Source organism: Mitsuaria sp. CC2 (assembly GCF_048957715.1).
Classification (GTDB): domain Bacteria; phylum Pseudomonadota; class Gammaproteobacteria; order Burkholderiales; family Burkholderiaceae_C; genus Roseateles.
In genome coordinates, this window is sequence record NZ_JARVXN010000033.1 from 128,703 (window position 1) to 144,452 (window position 15,750).

The 15,750-nt window shown below is 70.6% G+C and carries 12 protein-coding genes; 9 read left to right on the top strand and 3 right to left on the bottom strand.

Annotated elements, in window-relative coordinates:
- The first annotated feature begins 5 nt into the window (after positions 1-5).
- Genes PV762_RS22050 through PV762_RS22070 form a run of 5 tightly spaced genes read left to right on the top strand, consistent with a single transcriptional unit; the run spans position 6 to position 6,892 of the window.
- Positions 6-1,325: a hypothetical protein gene (locus PV762_RS22050; protein WP_421037131.1), complete on the top strand. Its 1,320-nt coding sequence runs from the start codon at positions 6-8 to the stop codon at positions 1,323-1,325.
- Positions 1,325-3,490, top strand: coding sequence for an 8-amino-7-oxononanoate synthase (locus PV762_RS22055; RefSeq protein ID WP_421037132.1), 2,166 nt, complete (start codon positions 1,325-1,327; stop codon positions 3,488-3,490). Before PV762_RS22050 ends, PV762_RS22055 begins: the two co-directional genes overlap by 1 nt.
- A 25-nt stretch (positions 3,491-3,515) precedes the next feature.
- The gene (locus PV762_RS22060; RefSeq protein ID WP_421037133.1) at positions 3,516-4,706 is read left to right on the top strand and encodes a hypothetical protein; all 1,191 of its coding nucleotides are present in this window, start codon (positions 3,516-3,518) and stop codon (positions 4,704-4,706) included.
- Between the two features lie 24 nt (positions 4,707-4,730).
- Positions 4,731-6,074 carry a peptidoglycan recognition family protein gene (locus PV762_RS22065; protein ID WP_421037134.1) on the top strand — a complete coding sequence of 448 codons (1,344 nt, stop codon included), beginning with the start codon at positions 4,731-4,733 and terminating at the stop codon, positions 6,072-6,074.
- A gap of 20 nt (positions 6,075-6,094) precedes the next feature.
- Complete coding sequence (locus PV762_RS22070) at positions 6,095-6,892, top strand: amidohydrolase family protein (protein ID WP_421037135.1); 798 nt, start codon at positions 6,095-6,097, stop codon at positions 6,890-6,892.
- Here PV762_RS22070 and PV762_RS22075 read toward each other — a convergent pair.
- Positions 6,874-8,244 carry a sigma 54-interacting transcriptional regulator gene (locus PV762_RS22075; RefSeq protein ID WP_421037136.1) on the bottom strand — a complete coding sequence of 457 codons (1,371 nt, stop codon included), beginning with the start codon at positions 8,242-8,244 and terminating at the stop codon, positions 6,874-6,876. The two genes, PV762_RS22070 and PV762_RS22075, sit on opposite strands and share 19 nt — an antisense overlap.
- 305 nt (positions 8,245-8,549) lie before the next feature.
- Between PV762_RS22075 and PV762_RS22080 the strand changes: the two genes are divergently transcribed.
- Positions 8,550-10,544 (top strand): phospholipase effector Tle1 domain-containing protein, encoded by a 1,995-nt coding sequence (locus PV762_RS22080; protein WP_421037137.1) that lies wholly within the window; start codon positions 8,550-8,552, stop codon positions 10,542-10,544.
- A gap of 13 nt (positions 10,545-10,557) precedes the next feature.
- Here PV762_RS22080 and PV762_RS22085 read toward each other — a convergent pair whose 3' ends face one another.
- A complete protein-coding gene (locus tag PV762_RS22085; RefSeq protein ID WP_421037138.1) occupies positions 10,558-10,989 on the bottom strand; it encodes a hypothetical protein in 432 nt (143 codons plus the stop codon).
- Between the two features lie 139 nt (positions 10,990-11,128).
- Here PV762_RS22085 and PV762_RS22090 point away from each other — a divergent pair, with 139 nt between their 5' ends.
- Positions 11,129-12,340 carry an esterase-like activity of phytase family protein gene (locus PV762_RS22090; RefSeq protein ID WP_421037139.1) on the top strand — a complete coding sequence of 404 codons (1,212 nt, stop codon included), beginning with the start codon at positions 11,129-11,131 and terminating at the stop codon, positions 12,338-12,340.
- Between the two features lie 135 nt (positions 12,341-12,475).
- Positions 12,476-13,696, top strand: a complete 1,221-nt coding sequence (gene ampC, locus PV762_RS22095; RefSeq protein WP_421037286.1) for a class C beta-lactamase — start codon at positions 12,476-12,478, stop codon at positions 13,694-13,696.
- A 37-nt stretch (positions 13,697-13,733) separates the two neighbouring features.
- Here the strand turns inward: ampC and PV762_RS22100 are convergent, their stop codons facing one another.
- Positions 13,734-14,180, bottom strand: a complete 447-nt coding sequence (locus PV762_RS22100) for a DUF5329 domain-containing protein (protein WP_421037140.1) — start codon at positions 14,178-14,180, stop codon at positions 13,734-13,736.
- Positions 14,181-14,255: 75 nt separating this feature from the next.
- On the opposite strand from PV762_RS22100, the gene PV762_RS22105 reads away from it, so the two are divergent.
- Positions 14,256-15,731: a 3-deoxy-D-arabino-heptulosonate 7-phosphate synthase gene (locus PV762_RS22105; RefSeq protein WP_421037141.1), complete on the top strand. Its 1,476-nt coding sequence runs from the start codon at positions 14,256-14,258 to the stop codon at positions 15,729-15,731.
- Positions 15,732-15,750: the final 19 nt, after the last annotated feature.

The window sequence follows — 15,750 nt, forward strand, 5'->3', positions numbered from 1 at the left end:
CCACCATGGCCATCGGCACCTACCCCGCGTGGTTCCTGATGCAGGAATCGCGTGCGCTGCTGACGCGGCTGGCGCGGGTCAAGCCCTTCGCGCTGGTCGAGCCGATGCTGCCCGCGGCCAACCTGCTGCCGGCCGCGCAGAGCGCCATCGAAGGCCATCTGACCGCCGGCCGGCGCGAACTGCGTCGACTCGTCCACGGCTTCATGGCCTGGCTCGCCAGCAGCGCCGCCCAACGCGCCAGCGCCGCCGAGGCGCAACGCCGCTTCGCCTACCTGCGGCTCAAGTTCAACGCGGTGTTGACGCAGTTCGACCTCTTCAGCGACGTCGTCACGCAACGCAGCGAGAACGAGAGCGGCGTCTGGCTCTCCGGCCTCGACGTGCTGTCGGCCGACGCGCTCGCGCTGCGCGGCCGCTACTACGACTCGCCGCCGGTGATCTGCTACCTCGACCGCGGCCCCGGCGCGGCCATCCGCCGCGCGCGCACGCGCCTGCCCGGCGGCGGCACCAGCCCGGTCGCCGTGATCCGCGTGCCCCGCGAACGCATGATCGGCAGCGGCATCGCCTCGTCGCTGGTGCACGAGGTCGGCCACCAGGCGGCCGCATTGCTCGGTCTCGTCGACTCGCTTCGCCCGGTGCTGCGCGGGCTTCAGCAAGGCGCCGGCGACGGTGCCGTCGCCTGGGGCCTCTACGAGCGATGGATCAGCGAGATCGTCGCCGACTTCTGGTCCGTGGCCCGCATCGGCGTCGCCGCGCCGACCGGCCTGATGGCCGTGGTCAGCCTGCCGCGCGCCTTCGTCTTCCGCATCAACGTCGACGACCCGCATCCGGTGCCGTGGCTGCGCGTGAAGCTCAGCTGCGCGATGGGCGACGCGCTCTACCCGCATCCGCAGTGGGCGCGGCTCGCCGCGATGTGGGAGTCCTTCTATCCCACCCACGGGCTGGACGCCGCGTCGCTGCATCTGCTGCGACGGCTGCAGGCGCTGATGCCGGCCTTCGTCAGCGTGCTCGTGCAGCACCGTCCCGCGGCGCTGCGCGGCCGCACGCTGGCTCAAGTCCTCGATCTCGCCGAACGCCGACCGGCGCGGCTCGCGGCGCTGTTCCGGCTCTGGTCCCGGCTGCCGGCGCTGATGTACCGCGCGCCGCCGTCGCTCGTCTTCGCGGTCATCGGCCAGGCGCGCTGCGACGGCCGGCTCAGCCCCGAAGACGAATCGCTGCTGCTGGGCAAGCTGCTCACGCACTGGGCGCTGACCAGCACGCTGGACACCTCGTTGACCTGCGCCTCGGCGCGGGGCCGCCGCTTCACTTCCACCGAAGGAGAACCCTGATGAGCAAGCACCATCACGACCACGACACCGATCGCCGGTCCTCGATCGAGGTCCGGGTGCGCGACAACAGCGGCGCGCAACGTCCGATCGCTCGGGCCCAGGTCGGCCTGTTCCCCGCCGTCGCCCTGGCCGCCGGCAAGGCGGCCGCGGGCCGGAGCGCCGCCGGCAAGCCGCCCGCCGACGACAACGTGCTCTTCGTCAAGTGCAGCGACGACGACGGCTGCCTGCGCTTCGACGACGTCGAGCCCGGCGACTACGTGCTCGGCTTCCTGCACCACCCGCGGACGTATTCGGAGAGCTTCACCGTCGGGGAGGACCACGCCTGCGCGCAACTCCTGACCCCGGACTTCGGCGCCGATCTCGTCGCGCGCTGGATGACCCGCGACTGCGAGGAGCTGGACTGCCGTCCGCCCCAGGCCGGCGACTACGTGAAGGCCACGGTCGTCCACGTCCGCAACGAGCAGTTCCGCGTCGTGCCGCCGCAGGGCTCGACCGAGCTGTCGCACGACAACACCTCCACCGTGTTCTCCACGGCCCTGCCGCGGGCCGGCCGCTTCGAGCTCGGCTACGAGGTCCGCTCCCCGGCGCTGGGCGCCGCGGCGGGACAGGCGCCGGCCGTGCTGATGCTGGCCCACTCGGGCCATGTCACGCCGCTGCCGGCCCAACCCGTCACCGGACAGCTCGGTATCGCGCTCAGCCGCACCGAGACCGAGCCGACCGAGGACGTCACGCTGTGGCTGGCCATCCGCAACGGCACCGACGCGCTGGGCTTCAACCACTACCTGCGCTTCATGGACGTGCTGTTCGGCGGGAAGCGGCATGGGCCGCGCCACGGCGGCCGCCACGGCGATCGTGACGATGGCGGCGGCGAGCTGGGTCGCATCAACCGCGCGGGCCGCGGCGGACGCGGCGGCGACTTCGACGCGGAGACCGAAGCCTTCGAGCAGCTCAAGCTCAAGCGCTTCCTGCCCTTCAACGACAGCGACTCCTACCGCGTGCTCAAGGCCGCGACCGAGGCCTTCGTGATGGTCAACTGCGGCGTGCTGCAGGGCGGCGACCACGACCTCGCCTTCCGCCCGCGCCACGACAACGCCTACCTGGACCGCCGCGACCTGCCCGCCTTCGACGACTCGCGCGGCAGCTTCAACGACTACCTCGAACGGCCGGGCGGCCTGCTGCCCTACCTGGCGCTGGTCGCGCGCAAGCTGCCCGACATCCCCATCATCGAAGGCAACCCCGACGGCGCCCACCTGGCGGTCGGCTTCGTGCACGACAAGCTGGCCAATCCCTGCCTGGTCGAGCTGATCTGGTGTTACTGGCACGAGGAGGCGATGCTGGTCCAGACCATGAACGCGGTGACGCGCCGCTTCCAGAACCGCGCCGCGCCGGGCACGCCCGATCCGCTGGCCAACCTGGAGATCGATCCGCTGCGGCCGCTCAACAGCCTGCTGTGGGGCTACACGCAGGACGAGCAGCACCGGCTCACCGTCAACCGCCGCAACGCCGAGTACGCCCATCAATACGGGCTGACGCTGCGCGGCAAGGCGGTGCGGGAGTACCGGCTCGCGGACTCGCGCTCGCAGTTCCTGGAAGGCTTCCACCACCTGCTGCGTCTGCTGACGACCTTCTACAGGCAGGACGACGACACCACCGTCAAGGCCGACGCCTTCCCCGTGCTGAACGCGTTGAAGGAAGTCCACCTGGTGATGTCGCAGGGCGCGCACAACAACTTCGGCGAGCTGGCGACCACCGCGCGCATCGAGATGCTGATGCAGCAATGGCTGCTCGGCCGGCCCGAGTTCCGCGAATTCCTGCCCAGCCGCATCATGGTGGCCTACCCCGAGCCGTGGATGGACCGCGTCGACGCGATGAAGAAGCTGCAGGGCTGGACCGACACGAGCGTCGTGCACTTCCGCAACCTGGCGATCTTCGGCGAGCAGATGATGCTGTCGATCCGCTTCGGCGCCTGGAGCGAGGTCTACGAGCCCACGCAGGCCTTCAACTGGGCGCGCTTCTGGCGGCCGCAGGTGCAGGGCTACATCCACGCCTACCGCGCCGCGACCGGCATCGACCTCGCCAGCGAGACCTTCGATCCCGCCGCCGACGCCACCCTGCCCTCGCTGCTGATGCAGCGCCGGCTGGCCCAGCAGCAGCGCAACGCCTGATCTCCTCAAGCCCAGCGGAGGTTCCATGAATCCCCCCACATCCTTCGAGTTGCTGGCCACCGGCAACGAATTCGAGACCGCGTCCGAGGAGTTCGAACGCGGTCATCGAGGCGGCTATGGCGGCGGCCGCTCCGGCGGGTCCCGCCACGGGTCGCAGCGCCGATATCCGCCGTCCCAAAGACGATCGCCGCAACGGTCACCGCAGCGGTCGTCCCAGCGTTCGCCGCAGCGACCGCCGCCGCGTTCGTCTTGGCCTTCGCGCGGCTCGCCGTGGGGCCGCTACGGCGCGGCCTGGGAGCCCGCGACGTGGCCCGCCTGGGGCGGTCCCGGCTCGCGCTACACGCAGTGCATGCAGCAATGCCTGGCGGCGCCGTATGCAGCGCCGTACGCGCCGCCTGAGTCCGCCCCTGCCCCCGCCGCCGACGCGGGTCCCGCGCCGGCCCCCGATGCCCCCAGCGAGGAGATGACCATGCACCCGATCCGTTGCAACTGCCCCCGATGCGGTAACGCCCAGGAGACCTTCGAATTCGCCGACGAAGGTGAAGGCGAATACGAGGGGGAATTCGAGGGCGAGTACGAAGGCGAAGGCGAGTACGAAGGGGCGTACGAGGGCGAGTACGAGGGCGAGTACGAGGGCGAGTACGCAGGCGAAGGCGAATCCGGCTCGCCCTTCAGCGAAGCCGAGGAAATCGCGCTCGCCGCGGAGCTGCTCTCGGTGTCCAACGAAGCCGAGCTCGAGCAGTTCCTCGGCAAGTTGTGGAAGGGGGTGAACAAGGTCGCCGGCACGGTCGGCAAGATCGCCAAGCCCTTCTCGGGTGTGCTGAAGGCGGTGGCCAAGAAGGCGCTGCCCTTCGTCGGCGGCGCGCTCGGCTCGATGATCCCGATCCCCGGCGTCGGCACGGCGCTGGGCACGGCCTTGGGCAGCGCGGTGAGCTCCGCGCTGGAGATGGAGTTCGAAGGCCTGGAGCTGGAGGACCGCGAGTTCGAGATGGCACGCCGCTTCGTGCGCATCGCCGGCACCGCCGCGCAGCAGACCGACGACGGCACCGCGCCCGCTGAATTCGAGGCCACCGTCGCCGCCGCCGCGCAGCAGCATCTGCCGCACTTCAGCGGCCGTGCGTTGCCCGGCGGTCCGACTGGCGCGCGTCGCGCGGGTCCGCGCAACGGCGGTCGCTGGACGCGCCGCGGCTCCACGCTGGTGCTGCACGGCGTCTGATCAGCCACCTACCGGGAGACGCACATGGACACGCGCGAATTCGAGATCGTCGGCGAGTGGGGCCTGGGCGACGTGATCGGCGGCATCGGGAGCCGGATAGGCCAGGTCGCGGGCCAGGTCGCCGGACAGATCGCCGGCACGCTGGCCGGCGCCGGCATCATCGACCTGACCGACAAGGCCGACAAGCGCAACCGCCACGGCATGCGCCCGGCCGCGCAGGTGAAGGCGCTGGTGCTCCACCAGATGGCCTGCTGCCGCAACCGCAAGAACGCGATGACGGACTACCTGAAGATCGGCTCGCACTTCGCGATCCTGCCCGACGGCCGCATCCTGCAGCTGCATCCGGAGCTCGCGATGGTCTGGGCCAGCAACGGCTTCAACCACGGCAGCGTGGCGGTGGAGTTCGCCGGCAACTTCCCCAACACCAAGGGCAAGTGGTGGCAGGGCGACAAGTTCGGCCGCGACCAGGTCACGCCGGCGCAGCTGGAAGCCGGGCGGCGGCTGGTGCGCCACCTCGTCGCCAAGATCGGGCTGAAGACCATCCTCGCGCACCGCCAGAGCAGCGCCTCGCGCGAGAACGACCCCGGTCCCGACATCTGGTACCACGTCGGGCAATGGGCCGTCGACACGCTGAAGCTCAGCGACGGCGGCGCGGGCTTCAAGGTCGGCGACGGCAACGCGATCCCGGACTTGTGGCGCACCTGGGGCCGCAGCCCGCCGGTGAAGGAGGCCGAGTTCGGCGAGACCGGAGCCCATGAGATCGGGGAGCTTGGCGAGTCCAGCGGATACGGGGAGCCCGAAGGCGAACAGGAGAGCGCCCTCGGTCCGCTGACCGCGACGCTGAACTGGATGAAGAAGACCTACACGCGCGCCGAGATCCGTCGGGCCGGCGGGATGTTCAGCGACTTCGGCGGCGTGTACATCGCGGTGGTGCCCGCGGCAGCGGCCGGCGCGAAGCCGAAGGTCCTGAAGGTGGGCATGAGCGACACCTTCGCGCGGCGCATGGGCGACGCGGAGCACGTCGCCCTGGAGCGATCCAACCCCCGCCTGCGCTACTACCTGGCCAAGGTGCACGGCCATCGCGGCCCGCACGGCGTGGCCGGCGTCGTGCGCATGGTCGAGCTGGCGCTGGCGCGGCTGCTGCGACGATCCGGCGACCTGACCGGCGCGCAGCTGCCTTTCACGCCGTCGCTCACGCGGGGGCCGGTGAAGATCGTCAACGCCCTGCCCTCCGATCTGAAGGATCAGTTGGCGGCCGCGCTGAAGGCCGCGCCGCTTCCGCCCACCGGATTCGGCGCCATGCCGCCGGGTCAGCTCGTGCTGCCGCGCGGCGTGCGCTGGGAGTTCGAGCAGATCGCGCCGGCTTGAGCACGAGCACGAGCACGAGCATGATCATCGACTGCCACTGCCATGCCGGTCCCGGCGACGGCTTCACCGGCCCGTGGGACAGCGGCGCGCCACTGCGCGACTACGCGCGGCGCGCCGCGCGGGCCGGCATTGCGCGCACGGTGATCTTCGCGGCCTTCCACTCCGACTACGGGCGGGCGAACGCGGCGGTCGCGCGCATCGTCGCGGCTCAGCCGCGGCGGTGGATCGGGTTCGTCTTCGTGCACGCGGCCCGTGACCGCGGGCGCATCCGCGAACTGGTCCGGACCGGCGTCGAGGACTACGGCTTCGTCGGCATCAAGCTGCATCGCCATGACGCCAACATCTCGCGCGAGGTCTGCGAAGCGGCGCGCGAACACGCGCTGCCGGTGCTCTACGACGTGGTCGGCGAAGTGGCGCAGGCGGAACTGCTCGCGCAGGAATTCCCCGATGTGAACTTCATCGTGCCGCACCTGGGCAGCTTCGCGGACGACTGGCGAGCTCAGCATGCGCTGATCAACACGCTGGTCCGTCGCGACAACATCCACGCCGACACGTCGGGCGTGCGGCGCTTCGATGTGCTGCTCGAAGCGGTCCGGCGCGCCGGCGCGCACAAGGTGCTGTTCGGCAGCGACGGGCCTTGGCTGCATCCGGGTGTAGAGCTGCAGAAGGTGCGGGCGCTCGGACTCTCCGCGTCGGACGAAGCGCTCGTCACCGGCGGCAACCTGCTGCGCCTGACGGCGCGCGTTCGACTCCCTCTCCCGCGGTGCGCGGGAGGGGAACAACGCAGCGGCGAAGATTGTCACGCCGGGGCTCGTTGACTGGCGCGCCGGATCTGCAGCGCGCGGTCGGTGACGCCCAGCCGCGCGGCGGCGCGCTGCAGGTTGCCGCCTTCGCATTCCAGCGCCATCTCCACCGCCAGCTCGGTGGCGCGCTGGCTGATGTCCTTCATGCCGATGCCCAGCTGCACCGCCGCGCGTATCGCCGCGCGGAAGCTGTTGTCCGGCCACAGCGGCGACGCGCCGGGGACCGCGCGGTCTTCCGGCGCGATGTCGCCGACCGTGATGACGCCCCGGCCGCAATGGCGATGGCAGATGCGCGTGACCAGCTGGCGCAGGTCGCGCACGTTACCGGGGTAGTCGCGCGCCACCAGGAACTCGCACACCGCCGGATCGATCGTCGGCTCAACGGCCGGCCCTCCGGTCGGCGACAGCAACTCGCGCATGAAGTGCCGCGCCAGCGGCAGCACGTCATCCTTGCGCTCGCGCAGCGGCAGCGTGCGGCATTGCCAGCCGGCGATGCGGTAGTAGAAGTCCGCGCGGAAGCTGCCATCCGCGATGCCCCGCTCCAGATCGCGGTGCGTGGCCGAGACCAGGCGCAGGTCGCTGCGCTGCCAGGTGTTGCTGCCCACGCGCTTGTACTGGCGTTCCTGCACCGCGCGCAGCAGCCGCGCCTGCAGTTCGGGCGGCAACTCGCCGACTTCGTCGAGGAACAACGTGCCCTTGTGCGCGAGCGCGAAGGCCCCTTCGCGCGCGCCCACCGCGCCGGTGAAGGCGCCCCGCTCATGCCCGAAGAACTCGCTGCCGCTCAGTTCGGGCGACAGCGTCGTGCAGTCGACGACGACGAACTCGCCCTTGTCGGGCCGCGGGTCGAGGTCGTGGATCAGGCGCGCGATCAGTTCCTTTCCGGTGCCGCTTTCGCCGGTGATCAGCACGGACGACGAGGTGGAGACCGTCGCCTCGATCACGCTGCGCATCGAGCGCCGCCACGCGGGGCTGGTGCCGACCAGGCAGGACGCCACCGCGGGCGAATCGACCAGCGCGTCGACCCTGAACCAGTGCTGCAGGCGCGCGCTGATCTCATCGGCCGTCGCGGGCAGCGCCGGCCACTGCAGCACGTCGCGCGCACCGGACTCGATCAGCGTCCATTGGGCCGCGCTCGACAGGGTGTCGGCGCCGACGCAGATCGCCAGCAGCATCGCGCTGTCGCCATGACGTCGCAGCAGCGCGAGCAGCTCCTCGTCGCAGGCGCCGAACACGACCAGTCCCAGCGTTCCCGGCTCGTCGGACGGCGCGGCGCTCACGGAGACGCCGGCGCATTTCAGCAGCGCGAGGCAGCGCTCAGGCAGACCGGCGTCGCACGACCCGGTGAAGACGATCCAGGCCGATGGCACCGATGGCTCCCCCGTAAGCATCCCAGCAGCGATGGCTGCTCCATGGCGCGACTGGCTCCCGGCTTTCTGTCGTTCTTCAAGGGCAACCCTGCATCACTGCCCGCGGCCTGAACTGCGATCACGTCCGAGTCAGTCTAGGTGGCGCGCTCCCACGCAACATCCCTAATCCCGCCATGCAACCAGATGCTTCCTGCCCGGACGCGCAAGCGCTGGTGTCCCTCGTCCCCACATTCGGGGATGACCATCGTCGCGAGACGGCCTAGCCTTGGCGTTTCGACAAGAAGAAGCACTGAGGGAGGATGGCCATGGCAACAGGCACGGACGCGAGCGACGTCGGGAGCACGCACACGCACAAGGACACGGGCACGCACGAGAGCACGGACCTCGTGCTGAGACGTCGCAACCTGGTGCTGTTCTGTGACGGCACCAACAACACGCTGACCGGCGGCATCGAGGACACCAACGTCCTGAAGCTGTTCGGCTACCTGCGCAGCCAGAAGCCGACGATCCCGTCGCTGCTGTACTACGACCCCGGCGTCGGCTCGCCGGACTCGGCGCCGCCCACCGGCCTGTTCGACCTGATCAAGCGCCGCTGGGCGCGCATCGCCGGGCTGGCCTCGGGCCAGGGCGTCTACGACAACATCGGCGAGGGCTACCGCTTCCTGATGCGCCACTACGACGAGGCCGCCGACGACCGCATCTTCTGCTTCGGCTTCTCGCGCGGCGCGTTCACGGCGCGGGCGATCGTCGGCATGGTCAACCTCTTCGGCATCCTGCGGCCCGAACACGAGGAACTGATCCCGACGCTGGTCCGCATCTATTTCTCCCAGCCGCCGGTCGAGGACCAGGCGGAGGGCCGCAAGAGCTGGCGGCGCGCGATGGCGCGGGCGATGCACCGGGGACTCGCCCGACCGGGCCAGGAAGGCGCGCGCGGCGCCCAGGGCGGCGAGGAGGCGACCGCCGCCGACCGCAACCAGCTCGCGCAGCAGGTGCGGCGCAACTTCGCGCGCGACGCGGACGTGTTCTGGGTCGGCGTCTGGGACACGGTGGAATCGGTCGGCCTGCCGCCCTTCGGCTCGCGGGACAACCCCGCCACCGCCACCTTCAAGGACAAGAAGCACATGCTCAACGTCCGCCACGCGCTGGCCTTCGACGAGCACCGCTGGCCCTTCCTGCCGCGGGTCTACGACTCGCCGCACCGGGTCGACGTGAAGGGCAAGGACCGTCGCGGCCGGGACGTCATGCGCACCCTGCGCCAGTTCTGGTTCCCGGGCGTGCATTGCGACGTCGGCGGCAGCTATCCGTCCGAATCGCCGCAGAGCGAGGCCTATCCGCATGAACGCACCGGCCTGCCGGACGCCTCCATGGTCTGGATGGTCAACGAGGTGGCTGCGGAACTCGGCGTGCCGCCGCTGACCGCCCGCCCCGCGGGACCCCTGCCCCTGCCCACCGGCAGTCTGGCCTTCGGCGCGCCCCTGCGCGGGCCCTTCGTCGGCAAGCTGCCGCTGCGCCATGACGCGCTGCACGACACGCCGTTCTGGGCGCTCGCCGGCATGACGGTGCGGCGCATGACGACCGAGGCGGTGCACATCCCCAGCCTCGGCGAAGAGATCGAGGTCGACGTGGTGGCCCACACGCCGCCCGCGCCGTTCCAGGGCCCCAGCGTCTGGGATGAACGGCGCTCGCCGGGCTGGCTGTTCATCGCGGCCGCCGTCGCGGTCGTGGCGCTGTGGCTGTCGGCATGGAACCTGGCGCGCGTACCCGCCGTCGCGTTCGCGCTGCCGCTCGAGGGCTGGCTGGCGCGGATGCCGACCGCCCTCCAGCCGGCGGTGGAATTCGCGCGCCAGCAGCTGCAGCTGTTGACCTGCTGCGGCGGCTGGCCCGCGCCGGACTGGCTCCGCCATGACCGTGCCGCAGTCATCGTGGGCATGGCCTTCGACTTCGTGTTCCTGCTCGCGGCGGCCTATCTGCTCTCGCGCCTGGCCTCGCGGGTGTTCACGTGGATGGCGGGCTGGCGCAGGCCCGGCGAGTCCCGGTCGCGGTGGCTGCTGGCCGTCGGCTGGCTGCCGGCGGTCGCCGTCGGCGCCGATGCGCTCGAGAACCTCACGACGCTCGCCGCCATCGCGATCCAGCTGATCGGCCTGCCCGGCGTCGCCGGACTCACGCTCTACCTGATGAGCCTGTTCTCGCTCGTGAAGGTGATCGCCTGGCCGCTGGCCATCGTCCTCTTCGGCGGCGGACGCCTGCTGCTCGCGGTGCTGCCGATCAGGACGGTCGGCAAGGTCGGGCGCCAGGCCTGACTCTCAGGGACCCTCAGAGCCCATCGATGATCTTGTCCTGGGCCTGCTGCTGCAGCGAGGGTCCCTTGGGCCCGAGCAGCTCGCGCGCATTGGGAATGCCGGAGCTGGCCGCCGCCGCGGGGGCCGCCGGCGCCTTGTAGACGGTGATCGTGCCGCCCTTGACCTGGTGCTCGGTGCTGCCTTCCGGGCAGGCCTCGTTGGTGTAGAGCACGCTGCCGTTGACCACGCAGCGGCGCGGCGCGCCCGTCGGCACCTTGGACTTCGGACCGCCCGAGGTCACGGGCGGCGGCGGCTCCGTGTCGAACGGGTTCTTCGGCACCTCGACCTTGTCGGCGTGGCGCTGCACCTCGCGGGCGGCATCGCGCAGGAACGGGATCTCGTCGCGCTTCTTCCAGCCGACGACGCCCAGGACGGCGATGACGATGAGCAGCAATACAACTCGCATGACTTCTTCTCCCTGATCCGCCGGCCCGATGTGTTTCGAAATGATGCGGCGCGGCGGGTGGGCATGATAGCGACGGCCTGTCACCTGGGCGCAACCTTGCGCTACGAACATGACACGCATCACGACCTCGATCGCTGTCATGTCCCTTCTTTCCACGCCCTGCTTCCGTTATTCCACGGCCTTCTTCCGCCTGACGCCCGTGCTGCTCGCGACCGTTGCCCTGACCGCCTGCGGCGGCGGCAGCGACGATGACGCCGGCGACCCGCTCAACGGCAATGTCACCGTCTCCAGCCTGCGCCTGATCGGGCAGCAGGTGCTGCCGCGCCGGATGGACTACGCGGGCACCGTCGTCGGCGGACTGTCGGGCGTCGACTACGACCCCAAGACCGACACCTACGTGTTCATCAGCGACGACCGCACGGCGACCGACTCCGCCGGCGCGCCGCGCCTCTACACGGCCAGGCTGAGCTTCGACGCCGCCGCGTTCAGCGCCGTGACCTTCACCGGCACGGTGACGATGAAGCAGCCCGACGGCAGCGTCTATCCGAAGGTGCCGGACGCGAAGGTCGCGGACCCGGAGTCGGTCCGCATCGATCCGGTGACCGGCCACTGGGTCTGGCTCAGCGAGGGCGACCGCACGCTGACCAGCGCCCCGCCGCGCGTGATCAATCCCTTCCTCCGCGAGATCACGCCGCAGGGCAACCACGTGCGCGAGTACACCCTGCCCGCGATGTTCCAGATGAGCGCACAGGAGACCGGCCCGCGCGGCAACCTGGTCTTCGAAGGCCTGACCTTCTCGCCGAGCGGCGAGTCGGCCTGGGTGCTGATGGAAGGCGCGCTGATCCAGGACGGCGCCGCGCCGACGCCGACGACGGGCAGCGCCTCGCGACTGACGCGCTTCGACCGGGTCAGCGGCGTGGCCAACGCGCAGTACGTCTATCCGATCGAGAGGGTGCAGGCGACGCCGCAGCCGGTGGACCAATTCACCGTCAACGGCCCGACCGAGATCCTGGCCCTGTCCGCGACGCGTTTCCTGGTGCTGGAGCGCAGCTTCTCGGTCGGCGTGGTGGGCAATCAGGTCCGGCTCTACGAGATCGACACCGCCGCCGCGACCAACGTGCTGACGGCCTCCTCACTGACCGGCGCGACGCCCGTGACGAAGAAGCTGGTGCTGGACTTCGAGACGCTGAAGACGCCGCTCGGGGGCATCGCCAACCTCGAAGGCATGACCTTCGGGCCGAAGCTGGCCAACGGCAAGCGCAGCCTGGTCGTCGTGGCGGACGACAATTTCCCGGCGGCGGACTCGGCGACGGACCGCAACCAGATGATCGTTTTCGAGATCCAGCCTTGAGAGGCGCTGCGCGTTACGGCGGACGCCCGTAACGCGCCTTTCGCCGTCGTTGTCGGGCATCTGCCTCTATGGTCCGGGATGAACGCCGCGCAGCTCGCGCGGACCGATTCCAACGACTTCAACGAGGCTACATCGATGCAGGGCATTCCACGCGCCGCGGCGCAACGGGCAACGCGAACGGCCATCCGACTGGCGGCGCTCGCCGCCTCCGGACTCACTGTCATCTGCGCACACGCCGCCCCCGAGGCGGCGCCTGACGTCGCCGCCATCCGCGCCGCTGTCGACGCCGCGGTGCGCCCGATGATGGCGAAGAACGACATCCCCGGCATGGCCGTGGGCGTGACAGTCGGCGGGAAGTCCTACGTCTTCAACTACGGCGTCGCATCGAAGCAGTCCGGCAAGCCGGTCGACGACAGGACGCTGTTCGAGGTCGGCTCCGTCAGCAAGACCTTCAACGCGACCTTCGGCGCGAAAGCGCTGGTGGAAGGCAAGCTGAAGCTGTCGGACCACCCCAGCCGCCATCTCCCCGCATTGAAGGGCCATCCGATCGATCATGCGACGCTGTTGAACCTCGTCACGTACACGGCCGGCGGACTGACGCTGCAGGTGCCGGACGCGGTGACCGACGAGGCCTCGCTGATGCGCTACCTGCAGCAGTGGAAGCCCGAATTCGCGCCGGGTGAGAAGCGTCGGTATTCGAATCCGAGCATCGGCCTCTTCGGCCGCGCCGCCGCCGCGGCGATGGGGCGTGATTACGCGGACGCGGTCGAATCGGACCTGCTGCCCCAGCTCGGCCTGCGCGAGGCCTACCTGCGCGTGCCGGCCTCGGCCATGGCCGACTACGCCACGGGCTACGACAAGGACGACCGTCAGGCCGGCGCGCCGGACGTGGCCGTACGAGTCACGCCGGGCGCATTCGATGCGGAGTCCTACGGCATCAAGACGACGGCGGCGGATCTGGTGCGCTTCATGCAGGTCAACATCGACCCCGGCGCCCTGGAGGCGACGACCCGCCAGGCCGTGGAGGCGACGCACATCGGCCACTTCCAGGTCGACGGCATGACGCAGGGACTGGGCTGGGAGCAGTACCCGTGGCCGGTGCCGCTGGCGCAGCTCCAGGCGGGGAACACCTTGGGGAACGCCACGTCGAAGGTGGTGCCGCTGGATCGCACGCCGGCGGGGCCGCGACTGTTCAACAAGACCGGCTCCACGCGCGGCTTCGGCGCGTACGTGGTCTTCGTGCCGACGCAGCGCATCGGCGTCGTGCTGCTGGGCAACCGGCGCTGGCCGATCCCGGAACGCGTGGACGCGGCCTACGCGATCCTCGGCCGGCTGCAGGCGGCCAACGCCCGCTGAAGCGGGGCCGACGCGCGGTCGACGTCTACTTCAATGCCTACTTCGACGGCGATGTCGTCGGGGATGTCGATGCCGACAGGGAAGGCGCCGAGGCGCCCTTCCCCGCGGCGCGCACGATCGCGAGTTCACGCGTGAGCCAGGTCTTGCTCTCGACCGGCGCCGCGCCGCCGCAGCGCACCAGATAGGGCTTGCCGCTCATGCTGCTCTTGGAGGCGCCGAGGTCGATGAACTGCTCGGCGGTCTTCACGAGGTTCCTGTCCTCGAGGTAGCTCAGCTTGCGCGCCAGATGCGTCTTCGCCTCGGCGGCGGAATGCCAGTCGCCGTTGCGGTTGAATTCGCACGACGAGTCCGTCAGCTTGCCGAGCAGCGCGGTGACCTCGGCCTTCGCGGCCGGAGGCAGCGGACCGGCCCAGGCGCGCATCGGCACGGACAGGCTCGCGGAGACAGCGACGGCGAGGAAGATCGGGGACAGTGATGGGCGCATGAGCAGGGGCTGTCGGGAAGTCGATGCGGGATCCGCCATGTTGCCATGGGGTCGCGCGCGCCGCAGGACGCGACAATGCCCGCTTTGCTTCCGGGCGGCACCGTGCCGCGTCGCATGCCAGCCTCGTCCATGTCCTCGCTCCACGGCTCGTTGCCGGCACTGCCGCCGATGCTCGACGACGTGCTTGGGCGGACGGTCCGCCGGTTCCGGGCGCCCGCGATGCCGGCTTCCCTGGAGGACGCGCGCGCCACCGGCGCGGCGACCGCGCTCGCCGTGGCCATCGAACGTGCGCGGGAAGCGCTCGCCGCAGGCGATACGCCGCAGGAGGAAGTCCAGTCGGTCTTCCTGGCCGCCCTCGCCCAGCTCCTGCGTGAGGCGATGCGCGGCGATCCCGCCTTCCAGGCCATGGCGCTCCGCCATCGCTCCGCCGTCGTGCGCGAGCACGCTTCGCTGAGCGCGCATGCCGAGCGCGACCGACGCGCGGTCCGCGCCGCCGTCAACGCACTCGCCCATCCCGCAAAGACGCAGCGACGCCGGCCGGGACCGATGCGCGACGCGCTTCTGGCGCTCCACGCCGCGGCGACAGCCGGCGACTGGGTGCGCGTATCCGGGCTCCTCGGCGCCCTGCGCGATGACGCCGACGGGCGTCATGGCGTCGACATGCGTGATGGCGTCGACGGGAGCGACGACCCGGCATGCCATCGCGGCATCGAGCGCCTGATCGATGAGCCCGCGCTGACGCGCCTGCGTCGACTGGACGACCTGGCCTCGGACGCGCAGGTGGCCCGATATCGCGAGCTGTCGGAGCGGCGAGGTCCGCTCGCGGGCAGCGAGCAGGCCGCCGCGCGCGGCGCCGGCGCGCAGCAGCGGGGCGATGCCGTGGAGGCTCTGGCCGTCGACGCGCTGGACGTGCTGGTCGAGCGCATGAACGCGCAAGCCGGCGAGGCGCGCTACCGGATCGCGGCATCGCTGCGCGTACCGCCGTCCTTCCCGGGCGATGCGGCACGCGCCAAGAGCGAATGGGACGTGGCGCTGCTGCGACGCCACAGCGTCGGCGAGGACTGGGATCTCTGCCTGCTCGTGGAGGCCAAGGCCTCGCCTGACGCCGCGACGACCGACCTTCCGCGTCTGCTGCGCGGGCTGCGCCTGCTGGCGCAGGCCGACGTCGACACGACTTATGTCTTCAATTCGGCCGACGGCGAGGTCCGCCTGCGCGGCATGTCGCTGAACGCGTTGCCCACCGAGGAAGGTGATCTCGCGCGCGCCGTACTCTATTGCTGCGACGGTGCCGACGATCGCGTGCCGCGCCTGCTGAACGCCGCGAGCCGCATGCAGCTGTTGTCCGCCGAGGCCAGCCTCGATGTCGCCGCGCTGCTGGAAGACGGCGCGCCGGTCGATCCGTCGCTGCTGCGCCCGGTCTGGCGACAGCTGCTGGAAGCACCGCCCTTCACCTCGGTGCTGCGCCAGTACGTGACGCTGCGCGCCGTGCGGGAGCTGATGGTTCATCCCGAGGACCTGGCCGCCGCAGTTCAAGGCGACGGAGACCACTGAACGACGCTGAATGACGTCG

Bases quoted from the DNA above. Each gene is read 5' to 3' on its own strand.
- PV762_RS22050 (WP_421037131.1), top strand. From the start codon at position 6: ATGGCCATCGGCACCTACCCCGCGTGGTTCCTGATGCAGGAATCGCGT.
- PV762_RS22055 (WP_421037132.1), top strand. From the start codon at position 1,325: ATGAGCAAGCACCATCACGACCACGACACCGATCGCCGGTCCTCGATC.
- PV762_RS22060 (WP_421037133.1), top strand. From the start codon at position 3,516: ATGAATCCCCCCACATCCTTCGAGTTGCTGGCCACCGGCAACGAATTC.
- PV762_RS22065 (WP_421037134.1), top strand. From the start codon at position 4,731: ATGGACACGCGCGAATTCGAGATCGTCGGCGAGTGGGGCCTGGGCGAC.
- PV762_RS22070 (WP_421037135.1), top strand. From the start codon at position 6,095: ATGATCATCGACTGCCACTGCCATGCCGGTCCCGGCGACGGCTTCACC.
- PV762_RS22080 (WP_421037137.1), top strand. From the start codon at position 8,550: ATGGCAACAGGCACGGACGCGAGCGACGTCGGGAGCACGCACACGCAC.
- PV762_RS22085 (WP_421037138.1), bottom strand. From the start codon at position 10,989: ATGCGAGTTGTATTGCTGCTCATCGTCATCGCCGTCCTGGGCGTCGTC.
- PV762_RS22090 (WP_421037139.1), top strand. From the start codon at position 11,129: ATGTCCCTTCTTTCCACGCCCTGCTTCCGTTATTCCACGGCCTTCTTC.
- ampC (WP_421037286.1), top strand. From the start codon at position 12,476: ATGCAGGGCATTCCACGCGCCGCGGCGCAACGGGCAACGCGAACGGCC.
- PV762_RS22100 (WP_421037140.1), bottom strand. From the start codon at position 14,180: ATGCGCCCATCACTGTCCCCGATCTTCCTCGCCGTCGCTGTCTCCGCG.
- PV762_RS22105 (WP_421037141.1), top strand. From the start codon at position 14,256: ATGCCCGCTTTGCTTCCGGGCGGCACCGTGCCGCGTCGCATGCCAGCC.